The organism is Streptomyces flaveolus (assembly GCF_044765825.1).
GTDB lineage: Bacteria > Actinomycetota > Actinomycetes > Streptomycetales > Streptomycetaceae > Streptomyces > Streptomyces flaveolus.
In genome coordinates this window covers 777873-802480 of record NZ_JBIWKU010000002.1, presented here as the reverse complement: position 1 = coordinate 802480, position 24608 = coordinate 777873, and the positions used below count along the sequence as shown (strand labels likewise).

Here is a 24608-nt window from a genome sequence, read left to right as displayed (position 1 = left end):
CGGCGTGGGCCTCCGGCGCGGTGTGTCCGTCCGTCCCGGCACCGTACGAGGGGGCGGAGGGCAGCGTCACCGGGTTGTCGGGCGCCCGCCCGGCTACCGCCTGCTGCGTACCAGCAGGTAGAGGAAGTACGGCGTCCCGATCACCGCCGTCATGAGTCCCGCGCCGAGCTGGGCCGGGGCGATCACCGTGCGGCCCAGCAGATCGGCCGTGCAGACGAGCGCGGCGCCCAGCAGCATCGCCACCGGGACGACCCGCACGTGCCGCCGGCCCACCAGGGCGCGTGCCGCGTGCGGCGCCACCAGGCCCACGAAGCCGATGGTGCCCGCGCACGCCACGGCGGTCGCGCTGAGCAGCACGCTCAGCACCAGGAAGCCGAGGCGGCCCGGGCCCAGCGACAGGCCGAGCAGCCGGGGCGTGTCCTCGTCCAGGGAGAGCAGGTCCAACTCCGTGCGCCGGGCCACGGCCACGACCGTGCCCACGGCCAGCACCAGGGCGACAGGCAGCACGTCCGGCATGCCGCGCCCGTAGGTGGAACCCGACAGCCAGGTCAGCGCCTTGGTGGCGTTGAACGGGTCGGTGAGCACGATCAGCAGGCTGATCAGCGCCGTCGTCGCGGCGGCGACGCCGATGCCGACGAGGACCAGCCGGTTCTGCTGGAAACCGCCCCGCGCGGCGAGCCCGAAGACGACGACCGCCGTCGCACCGGCCCCCGCGAACGCGGCACCGGCGACAGCCCACCCCCCGGCGACGGGCGCGGTCGTCACCAGGAGCACGGCACCCAGCGCCGCCCCGCCGGAGACGCCCAGGACGCTCGGCTCCGCCAGCGGATTGCGGGTGACGGCCTGCACCAGCGTGCCCGACAGGGCGAGCGCCGCACCCGCGCACAGCGCCGCCAGCACCCGCGGCACCCGGGTGTCCAGGACGAACGAGACGGTCCGTCCGGCGTTTCCCCGAGCCCAGTTGACGACGTCACCGAGCAGCAGCTTGCTGTCGCCCACCAGCACGGCGGCGACGACCAGGCCGACCAGGACGGCCACGAGGACGGCCACCGTGGCGAGGAACACCGCCCGGCTCGGGATGCGCAGCCGGTCCGGCGCACCGGTCCCCCCGGTGTCCCGCAGCCGCAGCGCCATCACGACCAGGAACACGGCACCGACCAGACTCGTGACGACACCCGTGGGCACGGCCACCGACAGGTCGTCCGGCACCAGCGCCCGCAGCAGCACGTCCGAACCGAGCACCAGGGCCGCGCCGGTGAGCGCGGCGGCGGGCAGGGCCGTACGGGAGCGCGCGTACCCGCGGAACCGGCGGGCGAGCGGGCGCACCAGGGCGGGCGCGGCCAGGCCGACGAAGCCGATGGGGCCCGCGAGCGTGACCGCCGCGGCGGACAGCAGCGCCGCCAGGACGACGACGGTGACGCGCGTGGCGCGCACCGGAACCCCCACGCCGCGCGCCGCGTCGTCGCCGAGGGCGAGCGCGTCCACCCGACGGGCGGTCAGCATCAGTCCCGCCAGGCCGATCAGGGCGATCGGCAGCATCTGGAGGACGCCGTCGAAGCCGTTCTGCGCGATGCTGCCCTGGTTCCACTGGTACAGGCCCTCCGTCTCTTCGGGGAACAGCAGGAGCAGCCCCTCGGTGACGGAGGTCAGGCCCAGCATCAGCGCGGTGCCGGCCAGGACGAGCCGGACGGTTCCCGTGCCGAGGCCGGACAGGCCGAGCACGACGGCCGCCGCCGCCAGGCCGCCCGCGAAGGCGACACCGGAGGAGGCGATCATCGGGAGCGAGACGCCGGTGGCGCCGACCAGCCCGAGGGCCAGGTACGAACCGGCGTTCACCGCGAGGGTGTCGGGCGAGGCGAGCATGTTGCGGCTGACCGCCTGGAGCACGGCGCCGGCCGCGCCGAGCACGGCGCCGACCAGGAGTCCGGCGGTCATGCGCGGCAGCCGGGACGCGACGACGACGGACGCGTCGTCGGGGTCGGCCCGGCCGGTCAGGGCCTTGAACACCTCGGCCGGTCCGACGGCGGCGGTGCCCTGGGAGATGTCCACGACCGCGAGGACGGCGACCAGGAGGACGAGTCCGGCCGTCACCGCGGCCGCGCCCGACCGGGACGTGGGAGCCGTCGACGGACGGGCGGCGGGTTTCGTTGCGGTGACGGCCATGGCCCCGCTACTTCGTCAGCGCGCCGACGAGGGCGTCGATGTACGCCGACATCGAGGCCGGGCCGCCGAACATCCAGATGCCGTCGTCGAGCCGGTGCACGTCGCCGGCCTTCACGAACGGCAGGGACTTCCACACCGAGTTCTTGGCCAGCGCGCCGGTGAACGGCGTGGCGTTCGGGTCGTCGTCGTTGCCGATGTAGGCGAACTGGACGTCCCCGGGCAGGGCGGTCAGTCCCTCGACGTCGGTGGAGCCGAGACCGTACGCCTCGTCGCCCTTCACCTTCCAGGCGTTGTTCAGGCCGATCGCCTCGTTGACCTCGCCGATGAGCGACGTCGCCGTGTAGGGGCGGACGGAGACCTGGTTGGACGTGACGTAGCCGTCGGCGAAGGCGATGTCCTTGCCGGCCGATCCCGCGTCGGCCAGGGCCTTCTTGCCCTCGGCGACCTTCGCCTCGAAGCCGTCGCGGACCGTCTTCGCCTTGTCGGTGGTGCCGGTGGCCTTGGCGACGAGGTCGACGTTCTCGAGCATCTGGCCGATCTGGTCGGTGCCGTCGGCGGACGTGACCTCCAGCACCGGGGCGATCTCGCGCAGCTGCTTCACGGCGGCCGGCGGCAGGTCCGTGGTGGCGACGATCAGGTCGGGGGCGAGCGAGGCGACGGTGTCCATGCTCGGCTCGCCGCGCGTGCCGATGTCCTTGGGCTGGTTCTTCAGCGGGGCGGCGGTGTCCCAGGTCTGGTAGCCCTTGACGTCCGCGACGCCGACCGGGTCGACACCGAGCTGGACGAGGCTCTCGACGACGTTCCACTCGGTGGCGACGACCTTGGTGGCCGGGCCGTCGAGCTTCACCTCGGTGCCCTTGCCATCCTTGAGCGTGATGGCCTCGGAGGCCCTCTTCTCCGTCTTGTCGGCGGCGGATTCGGTGGTGCCGCAGGCGGCGAGGGTCAGCGCCGCGGCGGTGGCGGCTGCCGCGGTGAGCAGGAGGCGTCTCATGAGGTGGTGCCGAGCCTTTCGGTTCGTATGTGGTGGCGGCCGATCGGGCGGGTGCGCAGCCGGCCGGTCAAGGGGTCGGTGTCGACGTCGATCCGGATGCCGTAGACGGCGGTCAGCCGTTCCGGCGTCAGGACGTCCTCGGGCAGGCCGTCGGCGACGATCCGGCCCGCTTCGAGCAGCGTGATCCGGTCCGCGACGGCCGCCGCCTGGTCGAGATCGTGCAGGACGACTCCGACGGCGATCCCGTGGTCGTCCGCCAGGTCGCGGATGAGGTCGAGGAGTTCGATCTGGTAGCGCAGGTCCAGGTAGGTCGTCGGCTCGTCGAGGAGCAGGACGCCGGTCTCCTGGGCGAGGCAGCTCGCGAGCCAGACCCGCTGCAACTGCCCGCCGGACAGGTGGTCGGCGCCGCGGTCGGCGAGGCCGTCGACGCCGGTGAGCGCGAGCGCCCGGTCGACGGCGGCCGGACCGTCCGGATCCGGCCGGCCCCAGCGGCCCCGGTACGGATAGCGGCCGAACTCGACGACGTCCCGTACGGTCAGCCCGCCCGGGGTCGGCCTGCCCTGCGTCAGCAGCGCGACGTAGCGGGAGAACTCACGGGCCGTCAGCGCCAGGCCGTCGGTGGTGCCGTCGATGCTGAGCGTGGCGCTGCGGGCCCGCTGCAAGCGGGCGATCGTCCGCAGCAGCGTGGACTTCCCGCTGCCGTTCGGGCCCACCAGGACGGTCACTTCACCGGGCCTGAGCCCGACCGCCGCGTCGTGCACGACATCGACGCCGTCGTACGACACGGTCACGCCCGTGGCCGACAGCTCATGGCCCCGCAGGCGCGGGGTACCGGCTGCGTCTTCACCAGATCTCACATGACGAAGGTTAGCCTAACCTAAGAAGTGCTGGTGGCGCCGGGTGCGGGAGGCTCCGAGCGGGAGGCGGTCGGGTCCGTGCGAGCCCCCGAGGAGCAGCGGTCAACTCGCCTTCGGCGCCCGGGACTTCCACAACCCCGCGCGGTTCAGGGACGCCGGGCAATGGAGGTATATCTCGTCGATCTCCAGGAGCAGCGCCAGATCCGGGCGCCGGCCGTCCCGTGCCATCGCGTCGAAGAACGGCGCGTCTCTGAGCACGCGCGCCCGGCCGTTGATCCGCAGCACCTCCTTGCCGCCGGGGATCAGGTGGAGCAGTCCGGCGTGCGGGTTGTCGAGGATGTTGTGGAAGCTGTCCCCCCGCCGGTTCCCCGGCCGGTCCGGCAGGGCGAGGGTCCCGGCGTCCAGGACGTGCGTGAAGCCCGGAGCGTCGCCGCGCGGCGACACGTCGCAGTTGCCGTCCGCGTCCGAGGTGGCGAGGAGGCAGAAGGGGGAGCGGGCCAGCAGGTCCCGGTCGTCGTCCGTGAGCCGGTCGTGGACCTTGTCGATCACGACGGGCCAGGGCTCGCCCAGCAGCTCGCGCAGTTCGGCGCGGGAGCCGACCTCGGTCCAGCCCTGGTCGGTGACGGCGCCGGGCCGCTCTCCGGTCGTGTCGAACGTGTGCGGCAAGGCCGGCTCCCCACAGGTGTGCTCCGGGTGGATGGTTGCACGCAGCACCTTAACTGACGTTAGGTTCGGCTTACCTAACCGGCTGGCGGGTCAGAAGGCGTACCGGATGCGCAGCCAGGGTGCGTGGGCGGCGACCAGCGCACGGAGCCGCGCGACCGCGTCGGCCTTGACGCCGTTGCGGTAGCGCACGTTGAGCGCCCCGTTCTCGGAACGCTTGGCCTGCTGGAGGTCCGGCCGCCACAGCGTCTCCTCCGCCCGCGGATGCCAGCCCAGGTTGACCTCGTGCAGCTCCCGGTTGTGCGTCAGCATGATCACCTCGGCGGCGGCCTGCCGCTTCACCCGGTCCGGCAGCACGTCGTCGAGGTGCCCCAGCAGCTCCGCCCAGGCCTCCTCCCAGCCCGGCCGCACGACCACGGGGGACAGGTTGAAGTGCACCTCGTACCCGGCGTCCAGGAAGTCGCCCGCCGCGGCGATGCGCTCCGCGACCGGGGAGGTACGCAGGTCGAGCAGCCGTGAGTCGTCCGGCGGCATCAGCGAGAAGCGGATCCGGGTCCGGCCCCGCGGGTCGAGAGCGAGCAGGTCCGGATTGACGAACTCGGTGGCGAAGGACGCCTTGGCCGTCGGCCACTGCCGGAAGGCGTGCACCAGGTCCGCGGTGTTGTCGCAGATCAGGGCGTCCACCGAGCAGTCGCCGTTCTCGCCGATGTCGTACACCCAGGCCTCGGGGTCGCACTGGTTCGGCTCGGTCTTGGGCCCCTGCCGGGCGATGTGCCGGCCGAGGTGGGCGACGATGCGGTCGATGTTGGTGAAGACGGTGACGGGGTTGGCGTACCCCTTGCGGCGGGGCACGTAGCAGTAGGCGCAGGCCATCGCGCAGCCGTTGGAGCCTCCCGGCGCGATCCAGTCCGCGGAGCGGCCGTTGGGACGCGTGGTCAGCGTCTTCTTCTTGCCGAGGACGAGCGTCTCGCCCTTGACCCGCACCCAGCGCTCGACGTTGCCCTCGTTGCCGTGCAGGCCGGGGATGCGCCAGTGGGAGTCGACCTCGATCACGCGGGCGTCGGGAAACCGGGCGACGACCTGACGGCCGCGCGGGGACGCCGCGGCGGCCGGCTCGGCGTGGATCTCGCGCACGGGCAGCAGCCGGCGGGCCGCGGCCGAGTCCCGGAAGAGCGGACCGGGAACGGGCGTGGCGGAGGGCGCGGCGGCCGGGGGCGCGGGCGAGAGGGCGTCGAGGCCGAACAGGGTGCCGGAGCCGTCGTCCGGTGCGGTGGACGGGTCGTGCATGTCAGCTCCGGTGCGCGAGTGCCAGGACGGACCCTCCCGGCCGCGGAAGGCCCCGGTCCCTCCACTGTACGAAAGCGCGGGGTGCCGTACGCCGTGTCACCCGTCCCGTCGGGGGCATACGCGTGACACGGCACCGGCCCGGTGCCACCGATCCGAAGGGGTGTACACCGTGCTCGCCATCATCGCGGCGGTTCTGTTCCTCATCGCCTGGCTGATCAACGCGGCGGAGATCTCGACCAACGACGTCTTCACCTCGACCAACGTCATGCTCATCGGTCTCGCCCTGCTGGCCCTGCACGTCGCCGGGATAGGCAGCGGCTGGGCGGCGCGCGGGCGCCGCCGCTGAGTCACCGCCCCGCGCCCCGGCGTCAGAGGACGCGCGCCACGCCCGCGTAGATGCCGCTCTCCTTCGCCGCCGGCGGCTCCTGGTCCGCGCCGTACCACTCGGTGGCGGTGACCAGCCCCGGCGGTAGCAGTTCCAGTCCGTCGAAGAACCGGGCCACCTCCGCCCGGGTGCGGAAGCCGAGCCGGATGCCGCCCTTGGCGTACTGGGCGATCACCTGCTCCGCCAGTTCGGGGAACAGGTCGATCGCGGCGTGCGAGAGGACCAGGTGGCTGCCCGGCGGCAGGGTGGCGACCAGGCCGCGGACGATGCCGTGGGCGTCCTGGTCGTCCGGGACGAAGTGCATCAGGGCGATCAGGGACAGGGCGACGGGCCGGTCGAAGTCCAGGATCTCGCGGGCGTGCCGCACGATCTCCTCCGGCTCGCGCACGTCGGCCTGGATGTAGTCCGTGGCGCCTTCCGGGGTGCTGACCAGCAGCGCCTCCGCATGCCGCAGCACGATCGGGTCGTTGTCGGCGTAGACGACCCGGGCCGACGGCACCGTCCGCTGCACGATCTGGTGGAGGTTGGGCTCGGTGGGTATGCCCGTGCCGATGTCCAGGAACTGGTCGATGCCCTGCGCGGCGAGGTGGGCCACCGCGCGGTTCATGAACGCGCGGTTCTGCCGCGCCGCGTCCCGTGCCTCGGGCGGCAGCGTCTCGCCCACCGCCTCGTCGACGGGGTAGTTGTCCTTGCCGCCCAGCAGCCAGTCGTAGACCCGCGCGGGATGAGCCCGGCTGGTGTCGAGGCGAGGGGGCTGGGAATGGTCCGTCGTCATGGCACGCTCCGTCGTCCGGGAGGTGAGGCTTCGCCGCTGATTTCGATCATCGTACTGCCCTGCGGACGTGCCATGTGCGGCCCCTGCGACGGGAGTTGCACCCCGGTCCCTCACCCGTCCCGGCCCAGGGTCCGGGGCGGACGGTACGTCCGCTCCCGGTCCGCGTCGGTGATCTCGCGGGAGGGATGCCGACCGCCCGGCACTGGGGGCGGGCGGTCGTTGTCCTTCACCGAGGAACAGATCGGCGCGATCAACCTGGAGATCGCGCTGACCAACTTCTTCAACAGGATCAACCGCACCATCAAGGAACCAGCCGGCCAGACCTGGGGATGAGCCCGGCGTGGCTCCTGGTTGCGGGCGTCGGCCGGCTCCTTGCCCCGCAGGCGCTCCTCGGCCAGGCCCGCCAGACCCGGTGCGCCGTCCGAGCAGAGCTCCCGCGCCGCCGTCCTGCCGCGTACGCCGAGCTCGCGGGGGGCGATGGTCATGCCGTCTCCTCGCGTCTCGCGGCCCCGTCCGCACCGCCGGCTGCCGTGCGGACGGGGCCGTGCCGCTCAGATGGGCAGGGATCAACCGGCGGACACGTCCGTCACCGTCCAGCGCTGGTTGGCACCGGAGTTGGGCGGCCATGTCGTGACGGCCGCGCCCGCGTGCGTCGCCTGGCCGCCGACCTCCAGGAGGCGTCCGGTGGCGGCGTTGACCAGCGTCCAGGTGCCGTCGCCGGTGGTCGACAGGAGCCATTCGGTGGCCGCGTCGCGCCTGCCGGTGTCGGGTTCGGCCACCGGGACGTCGTCGCGTACGGCCAGCCGCGTACCGCCTCGCGGGTCGGTGAAGACATAGCAGTCGCGGACTCCGCTGTCGGGGCGCACCGCGCTCAGCCGCCACTGCTGAGCGTCCGTGCCGCTCCCGGAGCCGAGGACCAGGCCCGAGCCGTCGTCCGCGACGGTGACGGCCTTGCCGCTCTGCACGCCGGTCAGCGTGTAGGTGTGACCCTTGCGGAGCGCCGGGGCGTCCTTCGCGACACCGGAGACGCCCTCGATCCCGAAGGAGGTCACGGACTGCGCGGGCACGGTGAAGGTGGCCGTGCGGTCGCTGACCCTGATCGGGGCCTGCTCCGCGAGCCTGCCGTCGGCGCTGGTCACCACCGGGGTGACGGTGGCCCTGCGGCTGACGTCGCGGAACTTCGACAGGTCGATGGTGACCGTGCGGGGCTCGGTGGTGCGGTTGACGTGGACGAGGGAGGCGCCCTTGCCGTCGCGGGTGACGGCGGCGGCGCTGGACGTGTCGTCCGTCCTGATCAGCCGGTCGCCGGGCTTGATGAAGTGGGTGAAGTTGCGCGCGGTGTCGAACTTGGTGTTCGTCCGGATCGGGCAGGTCTCGAGGGTGTCCCGGGCGGTGCAGCTGAACGGTAGCTGGATGCTGCCCCAGTTGCCGCCCTCGGCGGACTCACCGCCCGGCTTCATGTTGTCGTAGTCCTCGACGGGCTGCCAGAACACCCAGGCGCGGGGCTCCAGTTCGCGCAGGTCGTCGACGATCTGCTGGGCGAGGCCGAGGCCGGGCCGCATGTCCTCGAAGTCCTGCCCGTCCCCCCAGTCGCCGCCGACCTCGCTCATCCACAGCGGCTTGTCCGCGGCCTTGGCGAGGTCGCGCACGGTGGTGCGCTGGCCGGTGCCGTAGGTGTGGACGTTCATCTGGCCGACGAGGTCGCGGTCGGCCGGGGAGTACGCGCTCCAGTTCTTCGCGAAGGTGCCGGGGTTGGTCTCGTCCATCGCCGAGATGTCCGCCTTGACCTTCGCCTTCCTCAGCGCGGGGGCGAGGGCCTGCAGGACCTTGCGCTGGAGCTCGGGCCCGATGTGGGCCCCCTCCTGCCGGCCGCCGACGGGCTCGCCGTCGGCTCCCAGCCGTGTTCCCCAGTAGGGCGTGTTGGGCTCGTTGAACGGATCGACGGTGTCGACCTCGATGCCCTCCGCCTGCTCCAGCCGCCTGGTCGCGCCTGCCAGGTAGGCGGCGAAGTCGTCGACCGAGTCGGTCCTCAGCTGGTCGGCGGAGGAGTCGAAGCCGCCGGAGACGTAGCCGCTGACGGTCATGAACCAGGGCGGCGAGTTGCTGAACGTCTCCCAGTGGTCGATGTCGTCCTTGATGCGCTCGACCCACCAGCGCTGGGTGGCGTCGGCGTCCTTGTTCCAGTCGGCCGGGTCCTCGGCGCTCCACCAGCCGGTGTCCTCGCGGGTGGTGCCCGCGGGCGCCTTCCACCAGCCCTCGACCGCGCCGCCGGCGCGCAGATAGTCCTTGACGTCCGGCGCGTTGCCGCCGCCGATGTTGTAGCGGGCGATGTTCAGCCCGAGACCGTCGTCGCCGAACAGGAGCCGGGCCAGCTTCTCGCGTATCTCGGGCGGGTAGTCGCCGGTGGCGTTGGCGAACCAGACGAGACTGGTGCCCCAGCCCTCGAACTCCTCCTGCTGGTACGACGGGTCCGGCCGCACGGTGACGGCGGCGGCCGCGGCGGGCTCGGCCTGCGCGGGGACACTGATCAGAGCGGCCCCGGTGGCCAGGGCGGTGAGCGCAGCGGCTCCGAGGAGGCGTCTGCTGCGGGTACGGCGTGCCATCGTGTGCTCCCAACGGGAAGGTGTGGTCGCTGCGGTGGCCCCTTCCGCCTGGTTCCGGGCAGGAGGGGATGGCCCCGGAGCGGGTGCGTGCCGCTCCGGGGAGACAGGGGGTGGTGCGGGGTGTGCGCTCAGTCGGTGGGCGTGCGCAGGACGGCGACGCCCCGCGGCGCGAGGACGACGGCGCCCTCGTCACCGGTGCCGCCCACCAGGACCTCTCCGGTGAGCCCCGGGACGGTCACGGTCTCGTCGGTCCGGTTGACCAGGAACAGGAAGCGCCCGCCCGGACCGCGGCGCACGGTGGCCTCGACCAGCCCGCGCACCTCGGCGGGCAGGTCGCTCGCCACGCCGGCCGGCGCCAGCAGCCGCGGCAGCAGCGCGGCGAGGCCGTCGGCGCCGAGCCGGGTGGAGACGTAGGCGGCCGAACCGCTGCCCGCCGGGCGCCGGGTGACGGCCGGGCGGCCCGCGTGCGTGCCCGTGCGGTAGCGGGCGAGGACCTCGGTCTCGGGCGCGGTGACGGTGACGTGGTCGGTCCACAGGGCGCCGGTGGTCGCGTCGTCCAGCTCCACGGTCTCTCCGTCGGGCAGCGGACCGAACTCCTCGACGCGGATGCCCAGCAGGTCCCGCAGGGCCCCCGGGTAGCCGCCGAGCCAGACGTGGTCGTTCTCGTCCACGATGCCGGAGAAGTAGGTGGTGACCAGGTGCCCGCCCTGCTCGGCGTACCGGGTGAGCTCCTTGGCGAGGTCGGCGGGGACCATGTGCAGCACGGGCGCGATCAGCACCCGGTGACGGCTCGGATCGGCGCCGGTGGTGACCACGTCGGCGCGGACGCCGAGGGTGAGGAGCGCGGAGTACCAGTCGAGCGCCTCCTGGTGGTAGTCGAGCAGCGAGGTCGGGTGCGAGTCCTGCTCGCTCGCCCACCGCGACTCCCAGTCGAAGAGGATGCCGACCTCGGCGGGCTCCCGCTCGCTGCCGGCGACCGGCGCCAGCGTCTTCAGCGTGTCGCCGAGCGCGGTGACCGCGCGGAACAGGTCGCTGTCGGCACCGGCGTGCGGCACCATCGCCGAGTGGTACTTCTCGGCGCCGGCCGCGGACTGGCGCCACTGGAAGAAGCAGACGGCGTCGGCGCCGTGCGCCACGTGCGTCAGCGAGTCCCGGGCCAGCTCACCCGGCCGCTTCGCCAGGTTCACGGGCTGCCAGTTCACGGCGCTGGTGGAGTGCTCCATCAGGAACCAGGGCCGGCCGCCCGCGATGTTGCTGGTGAGGTTCGCCGAGAAGGACAGCTCGTCGCGGGCCTGCGGGTGCGGGACGACGTAGTGGTCGTTGGCGACGAAGTCCACCTCGCCCGCCCAGTCCGCGTAGTTCATGCCCGTGGTGCCGGGCATCACCATGAAGTTGGTGGTGACGGGAACGTCCGGCGTGAACTCCCGCAGCACCTGACGCTCGGCCCGCAGGTGGTCCTTCAGCGCGTCCGACGAGAAGCGCTTGAAGTCCAGCTGCTGGGTCGGGTTCGGGTGGGAGGCGGCGAGCCGCGGGGGCAGGATCTGCTCCCAGTCGCTGTAGCGCTGCGACCAGAACGCCGTCCCCCAGGCGTGGTTGAGGGCGTCCAGCGTGGTGTACCGGGCGCGCAGCCAGTGCCGGAAGGCGCGGGCCGCGTCGTCCGAGTAGTCGTAGACGTTGTGGCACCCGAGCTCGTTGCTGACGTGCCAGGCGACCAGCGCCGGGTGACCGGCGTAGCGGGACGCCATCTGCCGGACCAGGCGCAGGGCGTGCTCCCGGAAGACCGGCGAGGTCGGACGCCAGTGCTGGCGTGCTCCCGGCCACAGCGTCTCCCCCCGGTCGGTGACCGGGAGGATCTCCGGGTGCGCGGTGGTCAGCCAGGGCGGCGGGGACGCGGTGGCGGTGGCCAGGTCGACGCCGACGCCGTTCGCGTGCAGCAGGTCCATGACCTCGTCGAGCCAGGCGAAGTCCCAGGTGTCCGGGCCGGGCTGGATCCGGGCCCAGGAGAAGATGCCGACGGAGACGACGTTGACGCCGGCCTCGCGCATCAGCCGTACGTCCTCCTCCCACACCTCCCGGGGCCACTGCTCGGGGTTGTAGTCGGCGCCGAAGGCGAGACGAGGGACGGGCGCGCCGTCCGGCCCGCCCTGGAGGCGGGACAGGAGGGTGGACATCATGGCGGTCCTTCCGGTGTGGTGCGTGCGGTGCGGGGGCGGCGCGGATGCCGCGCCGCCCCGTGGGACCGCCGCATCGCGTGCTGGTGCTACTGCTCGACGGTGAAGCCCTGCTCCTTGCCGTACTTGACCGAGGCGTCCTGCCAGGACTTCAGGCCCTCGGCGAGCGTGGTGCCGGAGACGTAGGCCTTGCCGACGGTGTCGTTGAAGATCGAGTTCGCGTACACCTGGTAGGGCAGGTACGACCAGTCGTCGGCGACGTTCGCGGCCGCCTCGGCGAAGATCTTGTTGGCCTGCTGGCCGCCGAAGTACGGGAACTTCGTGTCCTGGAACGTGCTGGACTGCAGATCCGCGGTGGTCGCCGGGAAGGCGCCGTTCGCCAGGCGGGTCTGCACGCCCTTGCCCGCGTTGGCGTACTCGACGAAGGCGTACGCCAGCGCCTCGTTCTTGCCGAGCTCGGGCAGGGCGAGCGCGCTGCCGCCGTTCTCGGCGCCGGCCTCGTCGCCCGCCGTCCACTGCGGGAGCGGGGCGGCGCGCCAGTCACCGGAGGCGTTCTTCACGCCCGACTCCAGGTTGGCGGGCATCCAGGCGCCGGTGGCGAGGGTCGCGATGCTGCCGTCGCCGAGGCCCTTGTACCACTCGTCGCTCCAGCTGGTGACGGGAGCGAGCAGCTTCTCGTCGATGAGCTTCTGCCAGACGGCGGTGAACTTCCCGGCGCCCGCGTCGGAGAAGTCGATCTTCACCTTGGTGCCGTTCACCGTGTAGGGGTGCGAACCGGCCTGCCAGAGCATGCTGGTGGCGAAGCCGGCGTCACCGGTGTCGGCGGTGATGTACGCCTTCGGGTTCTTCTTGTGCAGGTCGCGGGCGGCGGTGAGGTACTCGTCCCAGGTGGTGGGCACCTCGATGCCGTACGTGTCGAAGACCTTCTTGTTGTAGAACAGCGCCATCGGACCGGAGTCCATCGGCAGGGCGTAGACGCCGTCACCGCCGGCCTTCACGCCGTTCCAGGGGCCGGGCGAGTAGCGGGCGGCGAGCTTCTCGGCGCCGAAGCCCTTGAGATCGGTGAGCTGATCGGTCAGGGCGAACTGGCCCATCGCGTAGTACTCGATCTGGGCGACGTCGGGCACGCCCTTCTTCGCCGATATGGCGTTCTGCAGCGCCGTGTACTGGTCGTTGTTGGTGCCCGCGTTGACCAGGTTCACCTTGACGCCGGGGTGTTCCTTCTCGAAGCCGGCGGCCACCTGCTTGAGCGTGGGCTCCCACGCCCAGACCGTGATGGTGCCGCCCTTCTTCAGAGCCGCCTGGACGTCCTCCTGGGAGACCGACTTCCCGCTCGATCCGCCGTCGTCGCTGCCGCCGCAGGCGGTCGCTCCCAGGGCGAGGGCGCAGACGAGACCGATGCCGCGCAACAGGCGGCGCGAGTGCTTGTGCATGGGCGAGCTTCCACTTCTTCGTGGCCGGGAACCGGCACAGTCGAGGGTCGGAGAAACGTGGCGGAACGTGGGGGAGGCGGAGCGCGGGGGAGGAGGCCGGGCTATTCCTTGACGCTTCCGGCGGCCAGTCCGGACTGCCAGTACTTCTGCAGCAGCAGGAACGCGGCGATCAGCGGCAGGATCGTGATGAGGGACCCGGTGACCACCAGGTTGAAGACGGCCTCGCCGCCCGCGGTCTGCGCCTGCTGGTTCCAGCTGTTCAGGCCCAGTGTCAGCGGATACCAGTCCGGGTCCTTGAGCATGATCAGCGGCAGGAAGTAGTTGTTCCAGGTCGCCACCATGGTGAACAGCAGGACGGTGACGATGCCGGGCGCCAGCAGCGGCAGCGCGACCCGGAAGAAGGTGCGCACCTCGCCGGCGCCGTCGATGCGGGCGGCCTCCATCAGCTCGGTCGGGATGGCCTCGCTCGCGAACACCCACATCAGATACAGGCCGAACGGCGAGATCAGCGACGGGATGATCACCGCCCAGGGCGTGTCGGTGAGCCCCATCCTGCTGAACATCAGGAAGGTCGGCACCGCCAGCGCCGTTCCCGGCACCGCCACCGCGCCGATGACGACGGCGAAGACGCCGCGCCGGCCGGGGAAGTCGAACTTGGCGAGCGCGTAACCGCCGAGGACGGCGAGGAAGGTGGCGCCGCCGGCGCCCAGTCCCACGTACAGCAGGGTGTTCAGCAGCCAGCGGGTGAACACGCCGTCGTTGTAGGTGAACGTCTGCGTGATGTTGTCCCACAGGGCGAAGTCCCCGTCGAACCACAGGCCGAAGGAGTCCGACAGGCCCTCCTGCGTCTTGGTGGCGCTGATGACCAGCCAGAGCAGCGGCACCAGGCTGTAGAGCACCACCAGCCCGGTGAGCACGGTCAGCAGGACGCTGCGTCGGGGCCTGCCCGGGGAGTGCCGGCGGCGGGCGGCGCGCAGCTTGGGCGCGGCGCGGTGGGCGCCGGACGGCGTGGGCGCGGGACGGTCGGAGACGGTGACGACAGGACTGGTCATCGCTGTTTCACACTCCCTTGCGCATGCCGCGCAGCTGGACGACGTAGGCGATGACCATGGTGATCAGCCCCATGACGATGGCGACCGTCGCGGAGTAGTTGTGCTGCTGTCCGTTGAAGGACAGCGAGTACGTGTAGAAGTTCGGCGTGTAGTCGGTGGTGATGGCGTTGGGCGCCAGCGGCTGCAGGATGTTCGGCTCGTTGAAGAGCTGGAAGCTGCCGATGATCGAGAAGATCGTCGCGATGACCAGCGCCCCGCGGATGGCCGGGAGCTTGATGGCGGTGATCACGCGGATCTGTCCGGCACCGTCGATCTCGGCGGCCTCGTACAGCGAGTGCGGGACCACGCGCAGGGCCGCGTAGAAGATCAGCATGTTGTAGCCGATGAACTCCCAGGTCACGATGTTGCCGATGGAGGCCAGCACCAGGTCGGGGGAGAGCGGGTCGGGCAGCGTGACGCCCAGCGCGTCGTTGATGTCGCCGACCAGGCCGAAGCGGGTGCCGTACATGAAGCCCCACATCAGGGTGGCCACCACGGCGGGCACGGCGTACGGCAGGAAGATCGAGATCCGGAAGAAGTCCCGGCCGTAGAGGCGGCCGCTGTCCAGGGCCAGTGCCACCAGGAGCGCGATGCCGAGCATGACCGGCACCTGGACGGCCAGGAAGAGCGCGACCCGGCCGAGCGAGGCCCAGAACCGGTCGTCCTGGAGGGCCTGCGTGTAGTTGTCCAGGCCGACGAAGGTGGTCCCGCCGATGAGCTGGTCGCGGAAGAGACTGAGGTACACCGAGTAGGCGATCGGCGCGAGGAAGACCAGGGCGAACACGGCCACGAACGGACCGAGGAAACCCCACCCGGTCCAGGACCGGCGGTCCCGTCTCGTCGGTGGCGGTGCCGGCCGCGGCTCGGCGGCGGCCGGCGGTTGCAGCGTCGTCATGTCGTCGTTCCTCGCTCGTCCACGTCCTGGAACTGCGCGATGTTTACGTAAACATCGCGCACCGCGAAAAGGCGCCCGGCTGTAATGTTTACGTAAACATCTGATGGCGGCATGTCTACACTGCCCCGATGACGACGGTCAAGGGTCCTTTCGCACCAGGGCCTGACAGCGACAGAGAGGCGGCTGACGGCGAGTGAGCACGGCTGAGGAAGTCCCGACGAGCGCACCCGCGCGTCCCCGGCGCGGCCGGGACCGCACGGCCTCCATGGCGGACGTGGCCCGGCTGGCCGGGGTCTCCTCGCAGACCGTCTCCCGCGTCTCCAACGGATACGCCGGAGTGACCGAGGAGACCCGGCAGCAGGTCCTGGCGGCCATGAAGGAGCTGGGATACCGCCCCAACAGCGCCGCCCGGGCGCTCAAGCGCGGCGAGTTCCGCACCATCGGCGTCATCACGTTCTCGCTGTCCACCACGGGCAACGTGCGCACCCTGGAGGCCATCGCGACCTCCGCGGCGAGCGAGGGGTACGCGGTGACGCTGCTGCCGGTCGCCGTGCCCACGCAGGACGAGGTGCGGGGCGCGTTCTCCCGGCTGGAGGAGCTCGCCGTCGACGCGGTGATCGTCATCATGGAGGTCCACCTGCTGGACGCGGCCACCGTCACCCTGCCGCCCCACGTCCAGGTCGTGGTGGTCGACTCCGACGCCGGCGACCACTACACGGTCGTCGACACCGACCAGGCCGGCGGCACCCGTGCGGCCGTCCGGCACCTGCTCGGCCTCGGGCACGACACCGTGTGGCACCTGGCGGGGCCGGAGGGCTCCTTCGCCGCCCAGCGGCGCGCGGACGCCTGGCGCCGGACGCTAGCCGAGGCGGGCTGCACCCCGCCGCCCCTCACCCGGGGCGACTGGTCCGCGGAGTCCGGTTACCGGGCCGGCCTCGAACTCGCCGCCCGCGAGGAGTGCACGGCCGTCTTCGCGGCCAACGACCAGATGGCCCTGGGGCTGCTGCGCGCCCTGCACGAGCGCGGCCGGCGCGTCCCCGAGGACGTCAGCGTCATCGGGTTCGACGACATCCCGGAGGCCGGCTCCTTCCTGCCGCCGCTGACCACCGTCCACCAGGACTTCGCCGAGGTGGGGCGGCTCTGCGTCCAGGCCGTGCTGCGCAAGATGCGCCAGGACGGCCCGGAGCGGGGGACGACGCTCGTGCCCACCCGGCTGGTGACCCGCGACAGCACCGCGCCGCCCCCGGCCCGGTGACGCCGACGGCGCCCCTGCGTGGGTCACTGTGCCCGGGAGGGGGAGCTGCTGCGTGCGAAGCCCCTGGGTGACCGGACGGGTGGGTATCGCCCGGTTTATGACCCGTGGGGGAAGGCACTCAGACACCTCACCTTGTCCTTCACGCGCTTCCGGGAGTGCCCATGACTCAAGTTGCCGACTTCGTACTTCAGCGCCTGCGGGAGTGGGGTGTCGAGAGGGTCTTCGGCTATCCGGGTGACGGCATCAACGGTCTGCTCGGCGCGTTCGACCGGGCGCAGGGCAGTCCGGAGTTCATTCAGGCGCGGCATGAGGAGATGGCCGCGTTCATGGCCTGCGCGCATGCCAAGTTCACCGGTGAGGTGGGCTGCTGTGTGGCGACGTCCGGGCCGGGTGCGGTGCATCTGCTGAACGGCCTGTACGACGCGAAGCTCGATCATCAGCCGGTGGTGGCGGTGGTGGGTCAGCAGAAGCGGTTGTCGCTGGGCACCCACTACCAGCAGGAGATCGCCCTGGACCAGCTGTTCGCGGATGTGTCGGAGTACTGCCAGATGGTGGTACATCCGGGTCAGGCCCGGCACGTGGTCGACCGGGCGTTCAAGACGGCGCTGACCACGCGGGGCGTGGCCACGATCATCATTCCGAACGACGTGCAGGAGGAGGACGCGGTGCCCTCCCCGCCGAAGACGCACGGCTCGGTCTTCTCCAGCGTCGGCTGGAGCCGGCCGCGCGTCCTTCCCGATCCGGACGAGCTGCGCAAGGCGGCCGACGTCCTCAACGCGGGCGAGAAGGTCGCCATGCTCGTCGGCCAGGGCGCCGCGAAGGCCGAGGACGAGGTGATCGAGGTGGCCGAACTCCTCGGCGCCGGCGTCGCCAAGGCCCTGCTCGGCCGCGAGGTCCTCCCCGACGACCTGCCGTTCGTCACCGGTCCGATCGGTCTGCTGGGCAGCAAGGCCAGCGACAACATGATGCAGGACTGCGACACCCTGCTGATGGTCGGCACCAGCTTCCCGTACGCGGAGTGGCTGCCGGACGAGGGCCAGGCCCGAGGCGTGGAGATCGACATCGACGGGCGCATGATCGGCATCCGCTACCCGATGGAGGCCCACCTCGTCGGCGACTCCAAGGAGACGCTGAGGGCGCTGCTGCCGCTGCTGCGGCGCAAGGAGGACCGCGGCTGGCGGAAGAAGATCGAGAAGGACGTCCGCGAGTGGAACGACCTGTGCGACCGCTGGGCGGGGGAGCACTTCGGCAACACGATCAACCCGCAGGCGGTGGCCGCCGAGCTGTCGCCGCGGCTGCCGGACGGGGCGATCCTCACGGCGGACTCCGGTTCCGGCACCAACTGGTGGGCCCGGCACCTCAAGCTCCGCGACGGCATGCACGCGTCGCTGTCCGGGACGCTGGCGACCATGGGCCCCGGCGTTCCGTACGCCATCGCGGCACGGTTCGCGTATCCGGACCGGCCGGTGATCGCCTTCGTGGGCGACGGGGCGTTCCAGATGAACGGCATGAACGAGATGATCACCGTCAAGCGGTACCTGGACCGGCTCTCCGGGACCGCCCCGCTGATCTTCTGCGTGTTCAACAACCAGGACCTCAACCAGGTCACCTGGGAGCAGCGCGCCATGGCCGGCGATCCCAAGTACCCCGGCTCCCAGGACATCCCGGACGTCCCCTACGCCGCCTACGCCGAGCTGCTCGGCCTCGAGGGCATCGTCTGCACCGACCCCGACAAGGTCGGCGCCGCCTGGGACCAGGCGCTCGCCTCGGACCGGCCCGTGGTGCTGGAGTTCAAGGTCGACGCGGAGATCGCGCCGATCCCGCCGCACATCATGGCCGAGCAGGGCAAGAAGGCCGCCAAGGCCGCCGTCCGCGACCCCGAGCGTGCCGGCATCGCCGCCAAGGGCGTCCGCCAGAAGCTCACCGAGTACGCCGAGCACCTGCCCGGCCGGGGCAAGAAGTGACCGGCGCGGGCCGGTTCGGACGCGGCGGACCGCGTCGTGGGGCGGGCCGCGCCGAGGTGGTGGTCGTGACCGGCGCGACCGCCGGCGTCGGCCGGGCCACGGCCCGGGCCTTCGGCGCACGCGGCGCCGCCGTGGCCCTGCCGGCCCGCGGCGAGCACGCCCTGCGCCGGGCGGCCGAGGAGGTCAGGGAGGCGGGCGGACGGGCGCTGCCCCTGATGGTGGACGTCGCCGACCCGGACGCGGTGGACGCCGCCGCGAACCGAGTACTGGGTCGGCGGTTCCACCGTCGCGACCCTGCTCGGGCAGAAGCTCGCCCCGGGCCTGCTCGACCGCTGCCTGGCCCGCACCGGCTACGACGCGCAGCAGACCGAGGACCCCGTCGACCCGTCCCGGCCGGTCAACCTCTACGAGCCGGTGGACGACGCCGCGCCTGTCGACTACGGCGCCCACGGCCTCTTCGACGACGAGTCGCACGGCCGGAGCCTCCAGTTCTGGCTTTCACGCCACCGCCGCCCGTTCGCGCTGGCCGCGGTGGCCGCCGGAGCCGTCACCGCGGCACTGGCCGGCGGCGTGGGCGGACGCGCCCGCGCCGGCAGCTCCGAGGCGGTGCGGCGGACCGTGCGCACCGGCACACGCGCGTGCGGGAAGGGCCGGGGCAGGCTGCCGGGCAGCTGACGCCGCCCCACGCCGTACCCCCGCGGGAGCACCCCGGCGGCCTTCGGGCCCGTCAGTGCTCTCCCGCGGAACCCGCCCGGACGGCCCGGCGGGAGGAACCGGATCACCGCTCCCGGTCGATGTTGCGTGTCCACCAGTGGTGCTCGCAGAACCAGTGGCCGACCATCGCGCCCCCGAAGACGACGAACCCGACCCCGATGAACCAGGACTCCACCACCAGCACGATGCCGACCGCGCCGTAATTGATCGCGTTGTCGAGGATCAGGGGGGTGAACACGAGGTAGGAGAAGCCGCGCAGTCCGATCAGGCCCACCATGGTGGCCAGCGCTCCCGGCAGCAGGTCGCGCCAACGGATCTGGCTGCCCAGCAGGAAGTGCTGACCCCACCAGAAGAACAGCATGCCGGTCGCCGTGGACAGCACGATCCGGGTTGAGCCGTGCAACGCGGTCCGGGTCTGCACCTCCTGGTAGAGGTACCCGGTCAGGGCGATGATCCAGGTCAGCTGCCGCCAGACGCGATGCCAGGGGCCGGACGGCAGACCCCAGATGCGTTCGTAGCCGTTCTGCACGCTCGCCGCGAAGGACACACCGAAGACGGCGAGGGCGATACCGCCCCAGACGCTCGTGGTGCCGACCACCTTGGTCGGCGGGCTGATGATGTCGGTCAGTACCTTCGCGGACCGGCCGGACAGTCCCATGCCGTCGGCCAGCCAGGAGGCGAAACCGCCGCGTCCCAGGGGATCGGCGGCGGCCACCACGATCAGCAGCGGCGCCAGCGTGACCAGGGCCAGCGTGGCGAAGCCCATGGCCCGGTGCATCAGCTCCAGTTCCCGGCCGCGCCGGACCAGCGCGGACGCGGCCAACCGGTCCCACAGACGGAGGAAGGGGCGCCGGTACCGGTTCACAGGTGCTCCTCGGGCGGTCCTCGGACTGGCTCGCCGATGCGGAACTGAGTGACCCGGGGACGCCGCGGACAAACGTGACCCCCGGTACGCGCACCCGTCCGCGCCGCCCGGAGCCGCCGAACGAAGGACGACCGAGGTCCTGGTCCTCGCGGCTGGATGGAGCAGGGCATCCCGCAAGTGAAGGCCGCAACGAGGCCCTGTCAGGGACCCGCGGGTTCCATGACGAGTGGCACGTGCGCCGGTTCGAGGAACCCGTCGGGACGCGACCGTCCTGACCCGTCAGGGGTCCATGCGCTGCCGCTGGCGCATCTGCTCGTTGTGCCAGGCGATCGCGCGGCGGATCTGTGGCTCGTGCAGGCCCGTCCGGCACGCGAGCTGATCCATGGAGAGTGCCGGCGGCCCCGTGGTGAGCGCCCGGGTCAGCTTCGCCGCCCAGAGCTCCTCCTCCACGAAGGGCCGGTCCTGGTAGCCGTCCTTGACCACGTCGAAGTGGTCGTCGCAGCACGCGGTGATGAGCCGAAGCCCGTCGAACCATTCGTTGGTGGCGGGGGCGGAGGAGGAGTCCGGCACGTAGCCGCGCACGGCCTCGTCCTCCGGGAACACCCTGGCGCACAGATCGCACAGCTCCATGGGAACGGCCCGCGCGGTCCGGCGGCCCTTCCTGCGCTTACGGTTCCACATCGCGCCTCCTGGAATCACCGCCCAGCAGCGTCGACGCCGTATGCCGTGTCGGTCCGGCGTCCGGAATTCCGGAGTTACCCGATCGGAAGGGGACAAACGCCCCTCCCGGCCCCCAGGTGCCGCCCAGGCGAGGCGGACCGGCAGCTCGAAGAGGTCGTTCCGCGTGACCACCGGCTTGTTGTGCAGTGCGGACGCCGGTACCGCCAGGTCAAGCCAGGGGAAGCGTGCGTAGAGGGCGGGGAGCGCCACACCGGCCTCCAGGCGGGACAGGGCCGCGCCGGGGCACACGTGCGGGCCGGGCCCGATCGCGATGTGCCGGTTCCGCGAGGCGCGGGTGATGCCGGACGCGCCCGCCGTCGGACCGTGTGCCCCCTCGTCCCGGCCCAGCGCCCCGTACGACACGATCAGCGCGTCCCCGGCGGGCAGCACCCGGTCGCCGACCGGGACGTCCTCGGTCGCGAAGCGGATCAGGACGTGCGAGGCCGGGGTCGAGTACCGCAGCGTCTCCTCGACACACATCGGTCCAGTCCGCCTCGCCGGACAGCACCAGGGCGCGCTGCTCCGGGTGCGCGGACAGGTTGACGACGGCGTTGACGATCAGCGAGATCGTCGTCCCGTGGCCCGTGGCCCGTGGCCCGTGGCCCGTGGCCCGTGGCCCGTGGCCCGTGGCGGCCATCAGCTGGAGCGTGGAGACGATCTCCTCGTCCATGAGGCGCTCGCCGTCCTCGGAGGCCAGGACCAGCGCGCTGGCCAGGTCGTCACCGGGCGTGGCACGCTGCGCGGCCACCGTCTCCGCCATGATCCCGGCCGGCTCGATGAGGGTGGCGACGACCTCCTCGGGCGGGGCCCGGGTCGAGAAGAACCTCTCGAACAGCACCTTCAGTGTCGGCGGCACGGGTGAGCAGGGGGCGTCCGTGCGGCGCCTCAACGGGCGCTCAGAGTACGGGAGTTCGTGAGCGCCGTGAGGGGACCGGGCTCAGGGGAGGCCGCCCCGCTCGCAGACCTGCCGGGCGACGTCGCGAAGCTTGACGTTGCGGTCCTGGGAGTAGCGGCGCAGCGCGGCGAAGGCCTGGTCCTCGGTGAGACGGTGACTGCCCATCAGGATGCCCATGGCCTCGCCGATGGTGTGACGGGTGCCGATGGCCTCCTGCAACTGCGCCTGGGTGCGGGCGCTGGAGAAGGCGACCGCGGCGTGCGAGGCCAGCAGCCAGCCGGCGGTCTCACTGGCCTCGGTGAAGGCCCCGGGCCGGCGGGAGTAGAAGTTCAGCGCGCCGAGGTCCTCGTCCTCGGTGAACAGCAGGATGCCCATCATGCTGCCCAGGCCCAGCTTGCGGGCCTCGGGCACGTACGTGGGCCAGCGCTCCGTCACGTCGGTGAAGTCGGCGATCCGGAACTGCCGCTCTCCCACGGAGGTGCGCGCGGCGTCGAAGCAGGGCCCCTCCCCGGCGCGTTCCTGGAGCTGGTCGCTGTCGATCACCAGCTGCTCGGTGGGCGCCAGCGACTGCACCCGTCTGCCGCGCAGCAGGAGGATGCCGGCGGCGTCGCAGCCCTCGACCAGCTCGGTGGCCGCGCTGGTGATCCGCTCCAGCGTGTCGCGCACGGACTCCTGGGCCAGCAGCTCCCGGGCCAGCGAGGCCATCTTCTCGGCGAACGTTCGCCAGTCCATGCCGTCCTCCCATTCCGCCGTGCCGGCGCGTCACTGCGCCGGTCGACCCTCTAGGAGTGCCCGGGGACGAGCGGATGCAAAAGCGCCGGGAGCCACCCGGGGAGGGGCCCCGCGACACCTTGTTCCGCGTGACATCCAAATGCGGCCGGCGCGCTCACCCACGCCGCCGGCTGCCCCGTCGTCCTCGTCGACCCGGACGACGCGCCCTTCCCCTCACCGCCGCCGCACTGCCCGGCCTGCGCACTGAGGCGCGCTGAACCGGTACGGCTCAGCGCCGGATGAGACCGAGGCCGGTGGCGGCGGCGACCGCGGCCGTGCGGGAGTCGACGCCCAGCTTGGCGTAGACACGGGCCAGATGGGACTTCACCGTGCCCTCGGTCAGGTGCAGCCGGCCCGCGATGTGCTGGTTGGACAGCCCCTCGGCGACCAGCACGAGGACCTCGGTCTCGCGGCGGGTCAGCGAGGTGTGCGGCTCGCGCAGCCGGGTCATGAGCCGGTCCGCGACGGCGGGAGCGAGCGTGGTGCGCCCCGCCGCGGCGGTGCGCACGGCGGCGGCCAGCTCCTCCGGCGGCGCGTCCTTGAGGAGGTACCCGGTGGCACCGGCCTCGATGGCGGGCAGCGTGTCGGCGTCGGTGTCGTACGTCGTGACGATCAGGACCCGCGGGGCGCCCGGACGCGCGGTGATGGCGGCCGTGGCCTCGGCACCGTTCATGCCCTTGCCGAACTGGAGGTCCATCAGGACGACGTCGACGTCACCGAGTCCGGCCCGCACGACGGCCTCCTCCGCGGTCGCCGCCTCCGCGACCACGGCGATGCCCTCCTCGGTCTCCAGCACCGCGCGCAGGCCCGCCCGGACGACAGGGTGGTCGTCGGCGAGCAGCAGCCGGATGGGCGTCGGGGCGGTCTCGGTCACGGCCGGTCCTCCGGGTCGTCGTCGGTGGGGGTGAGGGGAAGCCGGGCGGACAGCGCGGTGCCCCGCCCGGGGGCGGACTCGACGGTGAGCGTGCCGCCGACGGCGTGCACGCGGGCTCGCATGGCGGCCAGCCCGAACCCGCCACCGCCGTCCGCACCGGGCACCCGCACGGCAGCCGGGTCGAAGCCCACGCCGTCGTCCACGACGGTCAGGACGACCGCGTCGCGGAGGTGGCTCAGGGTGACCTCGGCCGTGCCGGCCCGCGCGTGCCCCACCGTGTTGGCCAGCCCCGACTGGGCGACGCGCAGCAGGGCGACCTCCTGCGCCGTGGGCAGCGGCCGGGGCGGGCCCGCAAGGCGGAACCGCACGTCGAGCCGGTGCCGGTCGGCGGTGGTGGCGCACAGCCGCTCCAGCGCGCCGGCCAGGGGAGTGTCGTCCAGCGCGGGCGGGGAGAGGGCGGCGACGAAGCGCCGGGCCTCCGCCAGATTGTCCAACGCGGCCTGCCGGGCCTGGCCCACGTACGTGACGGCGGGCTCCGGCCGGCCGGGCAGGGCCCGCTCGGCGGCGCGCAGCAGCAACTGGATGCTCGACAGCCCCTGGGCGAGCGTGTCGTGGATCTCCCGGGCCAGCCGCTCGCGTTCCTCGAGGACGCCCGCGGCACGCTGGGCGTCGGCCAGGTCGGCACGGGTGGCGGTGAGCTCCTCGATCAGCCGGCGGCGCTGCTCGCTCTCCCGGTACAGCGCCTGGTAGCCCCACACCACCGCCACGGCGACGGCGGCACCGAGGGCCGGGCCGATCGCGGTGGCCGCCGTGAACGTGCCCTCGTGGACGGAGAAGGCCGCGATCGCCGCGACCGCCGTACCGAGCACCGCGGCCGGCCCGGCCCGGCGCGGCAGCAGATGGAGCTGGACGAAGTACAGCGGGAACGCCAGCCACACCGCCTCGGCCGACAGGGTCAGCAGGACGAGCCACACCGCGCCGACGGCCGTCAGCCACAGGGCCGCCGCGCGGCGGGAGGCGCTGACCGCCGGGAGGGCGGGGCCCACGGCGTACACCGCGCCCAGCACCGCGGCGACGGCGACGACGGCGGGCGCGTGCGGCCGGCCGTCCGCCACCGCCCGCAGCGCCACCAGGGCGAGCAGGCCGGCCACGAGCAGGTGCATGGCCAGGGCCAGGGAGCGGGGGGTGGGAGTCAGCGCGTTCACGGTCGTCCCAGCCTACGGACCTCCCGGCGGG

Annotated in this window: 19 protein-coding genes and 3 pseudogenes; 5 read left to right on the top strand and 17 right to left on the bottom strand. The window is 72.4% G+C overall.

Annotated features, from left to right (window positions below; translation table 11 throughout):
* Window positions 1-93: 93 nt before the first annotated feature.
* The 5 genes from ACIRG6_RS09070 to ACIRG6_RS09050 form a co-directional block, all read right to left on the bottom strand.
* A complete protein-coding gene (locus ACIRG6_RS09070; RefSeq protein WP_403321729.1) occupies window positions 94-2163 on the bottom strand; it encodes an iron ABC transporter permease in 2070 nt (689 codons plus the stop codon).
* A gap of 7 nt (window positions 2164-2170) precedes the next feature.
* Complete coding sequence (locus ACIRG6_RS09065; RefSeq protein WP_403321728.1) at window positions 2171-3154, bottom strand: iron-siderophore ABC transporter substrate-binding protein; 984 nt, start codon at window positions 3152-3154, stop codon at window positions 2171-2173.
* Window positions 3151-4011: a siderophore ABC transporter ATP-binding protein CdtA gene (gene cdtA, locus ACIRG6_RS09060; RefSeq protein ID WP_403321726.1), complete on the bottom strand. Its 861-nt coding sequence runs from the start codon at window positions 4009-4011 to the stop codon at window positions 3151-3153. Before cdtA ends, ACIRG6_RS09065 begins: the two co-directional genes overlap by 4 nt.
* Window positions 4012-4113: 102 nt before the next feature.
* On the bottom strand, window positions 4114-4677 hold the full coding sequence (locus ACIRG6_RS09055; protein ID WP_403321724.1) for an MSMEG_1061 family FMN-dependent PPOX-type flavoprotein: 564 nt from the start codon (window positions 4675-4677) through the stop codon (window positions 4114-4116).
* Between the two features lie 90 nt (window positions 4678-4767).
* On the bottom strand, window positions 4768-5961 hold the full coding sequence (locus tag ACIRG6_RS09050; protein WP_403321722.1) for a spore photoproduct lyase family protein: 1194 nt from the start codon (window positions 5959-5961) through the stop codon (window positions 4768-4770).
* 169 nt (window positions 5962-6130) lie between these two features.
* On the opposite strand from ACIRG6_RS09050, the gene ACIRG6_RS09045 reads away from it, so the two are divergent.
* Window positions 6131-6307, top strand: a complete 177-nt coding sequence (locus ACIRG6_RS09045) for a hypothetical protein (RefSeq protein WP_189229309.1) — start codon at window positions 6131-6133, stop codon at window positions 6305-6307.
* 22 nt (window positions 6308-6329) lie between these two features.
* Here ACIRG6_RS09045 and ACIRG6_RS09040 read toward each other — a convergent pair whose 3' ends face one another.
* Window positions 6330-7121, bottom strand: a complete 792-nt coding sequence (locus ACIRG6_RS09040) for an SAM-dependent methyltransferase (RefSeq protein ID WP_364679426.1) — start codon at window positions 7119-7121, stop codon at window positions 6330-6332.
* A 225-nt stretch (window positions 7122-7346) separates the two neighbouring features.
* Here ACIRG6_RS09040 and ACIRG6_RS09035 point away from each other — a divergent pair.
* Window positions 7347-7454: pseudogene (locus tag ACIRG6_RS09035) on the top strand (carboxymuconolactone decarboxylase family protein); the annotation flags it as partial.
* Between the two features lie 233 nt (window positions 7455-7687).
* Here ACIRG6_RS09035 and ACIRG6_RS09030 read toward each other — a convergent pair.
* The 5 genes from ACIRG6_RS09030 to ACIRG6_RS09010 all read right to left on the bottom strand — a co-directional run bounded on the left by ACIRG6_RS09030 (window position 7688) and on the right by ACIRG6_RS09010 (window position 15314).
* Window positions 7688-9724 carry an RICIN domain-containing protein gene (locus tag ACIRG6_RS09030; RefSeq protein ID WP_403321720.1) on the bottom strand — a complete coding sequence of 679 codons (2037 nt, stop codon included), beginning with the start codon at window positions 9722-9724 and terminating at the stop codon, window positions 7688-7690.
* A 128-nt stretch (window positions 9725-9852) separates the two neighbouring features.
* Complete coding sequence (locus ACIRG6_RS09025; RefSeq protein ID WP_403321719.1) at window positions 9853-11898, bottom strand: beta-galactosidase; 2046 nt, start codon at window positions 11896-11898, stop codon at window positions 9853-9855.
* Window positions 11899-11984: 86 nt separating this feature from the next.
* Window positions 11985-13328, bottom strand: a complete 1344-nt coding sequence (locus ACIRG6_RS09020; protein ID WP_364679417.1) for an ABC transporter substrate-binding protein — start codon at window positions 13326-13328, stop codon at window positions 11985-11987.
* Window positions 13329-13429: 101 nt separating this feature from the next.
* Window positions 13430-14380 carry a carbohydrate ABC transporter permease gene (locus ACIRG6_RS09015; RefSeq protein WP_318217068.1) on the bottom strand — a complete coding sequence of 317 codons (951 nt, stop codon included), beginning with the start codon at window positions 14378-14380 and terminating at the stop codon, window positions 13430-13432.
* Between the two features lie 7 nt (window positions 14381-14387).
* On the bottom strand, window positions 14388-15314 hold the full coding sequence (locus tag ACIRG6_RS09010; RefSeq protein ID WP_318217067.1) for a carbohydrate ABC transporter permease: 927 nt from the start codon (window positions 15312-15314) through the stop codon (window positions 14388-14390).
* A 193-nt stretch (window positions 15315-15507) separates the two neighbouring features.
* On the opposite strand from ACIRG6_RS09010, the gene ACIRG6_RS09005 reads away from it, so the two are divergent.
* From ACIRG6_RS09005 to ACIRG6_RS37725, 3 genes and pseudogenes are all read left to right on the top strand, one after another.
* Window positions 15508-16569, top strand: coding sequence for a LacI family DNA-binding transcriptional regulator (locus ACIRG6_RS09005; RefSeq protein WP_403321716.1), 1062 nt, complete (start codon window positions 15508-15510; stop codon window positions 16567-16569).
* 161 nt (window positions 16570-16730) lie between these two features.
* Complete coding sequence (locus tag ACIRG6_RS09000; protein ID WP_364820565.1) at window positions 16731-18533, top strand: thiamine pyrophosphate-requiring protein; 1803 nt, start codon at window positions 16731-16733, stop codon at window positions 18531-18533.
* A pseudogene (locus ACIRG6_RS37725) lies at window positions 18530-19208 on the top strand (SDR family NAD(P)-dependent oxidoreductase). The gene ACIRG6_RS09000 and the pseudogene ACIRG6_RS37725 overlap by 4 nt, the downstream one beginning before the upstream one ends.
* A gap of 103 nt (window positions 19209-19311) precedes the next feature.
* Here ACIRG6_RS37725 and ACIRG6_RS08985 read toward each other — a convergent pair.
* The 6 genes and pseudogenes from ACIRG6_RS08985 to ACIRG6_RS08960 form a co-directional block, all read right to left on the bottom strand.
* The gene (locus tag ACIRG6_RS08985) at window positions 19312-20112 is read right to left on the bottom strand and encodes a ribonuclease BN (RefSeq protein WP_403321714.1); all 801 of its coding nucleotides are present in this window, start codon (window positions 20110-20112) and stop codon (window positions 19312-19314) included.
* A gap of 279 nt (window positions 20113-20391) precedes the next feature.
* Complete coding sequence (locus tag ACIRG6_RS08980; protein WP_364679406.1) at window positions 20392-20793, bottom strand: hypothetical protein; 402 nt, start codon at window positions 20791-20793, stop codon at window positions 20392-20394.
* A gap of 129 nt (window positions 20794-20922) precedes the next feature.
* Window positions 20923-21682: pseudogene (locus ACIRG6_RS08975) on the bottom strand (cytochrome P450); the annotation flags it as partial.
* An 87-nt stretch (window positions 21683-21769) separates the two neighbouring features.
* Window positions 21770-22459, bottom strand: a complete 690-nt coding sequence (locus tag ACIRG6_RS08970; protein ID WP_403321713.1) for a GAF and ANTAR domain-containing protein — start codon at window positions 22457-22459, stop codon at window positions 21770-21772.
* A 268-nt stretch (window positions 22460-22727) separates the two neighbouring features.
* A complete protein-coding gene (locus tag ACIRG6_RS08965; RefSeq protein WP_239767633.1) occupies window positions 22728-23372 on the bottom strand; it encodes a response regulator in 645 nt (214 codons plus the stop codon).
* A complete protein-coding gene (locus ACIRG6_RS08960; protein WP_364679492.1) occupies window positions 23369-24535 on the bottom strand; it encodes a sensor histidine kinase in 1167 nt (388 codons plus the stop codon). The genes ACIRG6_RS08965 and ACIRG6_RS08960 overlap by 4 nt, the downstream gene beginning before the upstream one ends.
* Between the last annotated feature and the right edge of the window lie 73 nt (window positions 24536-24608).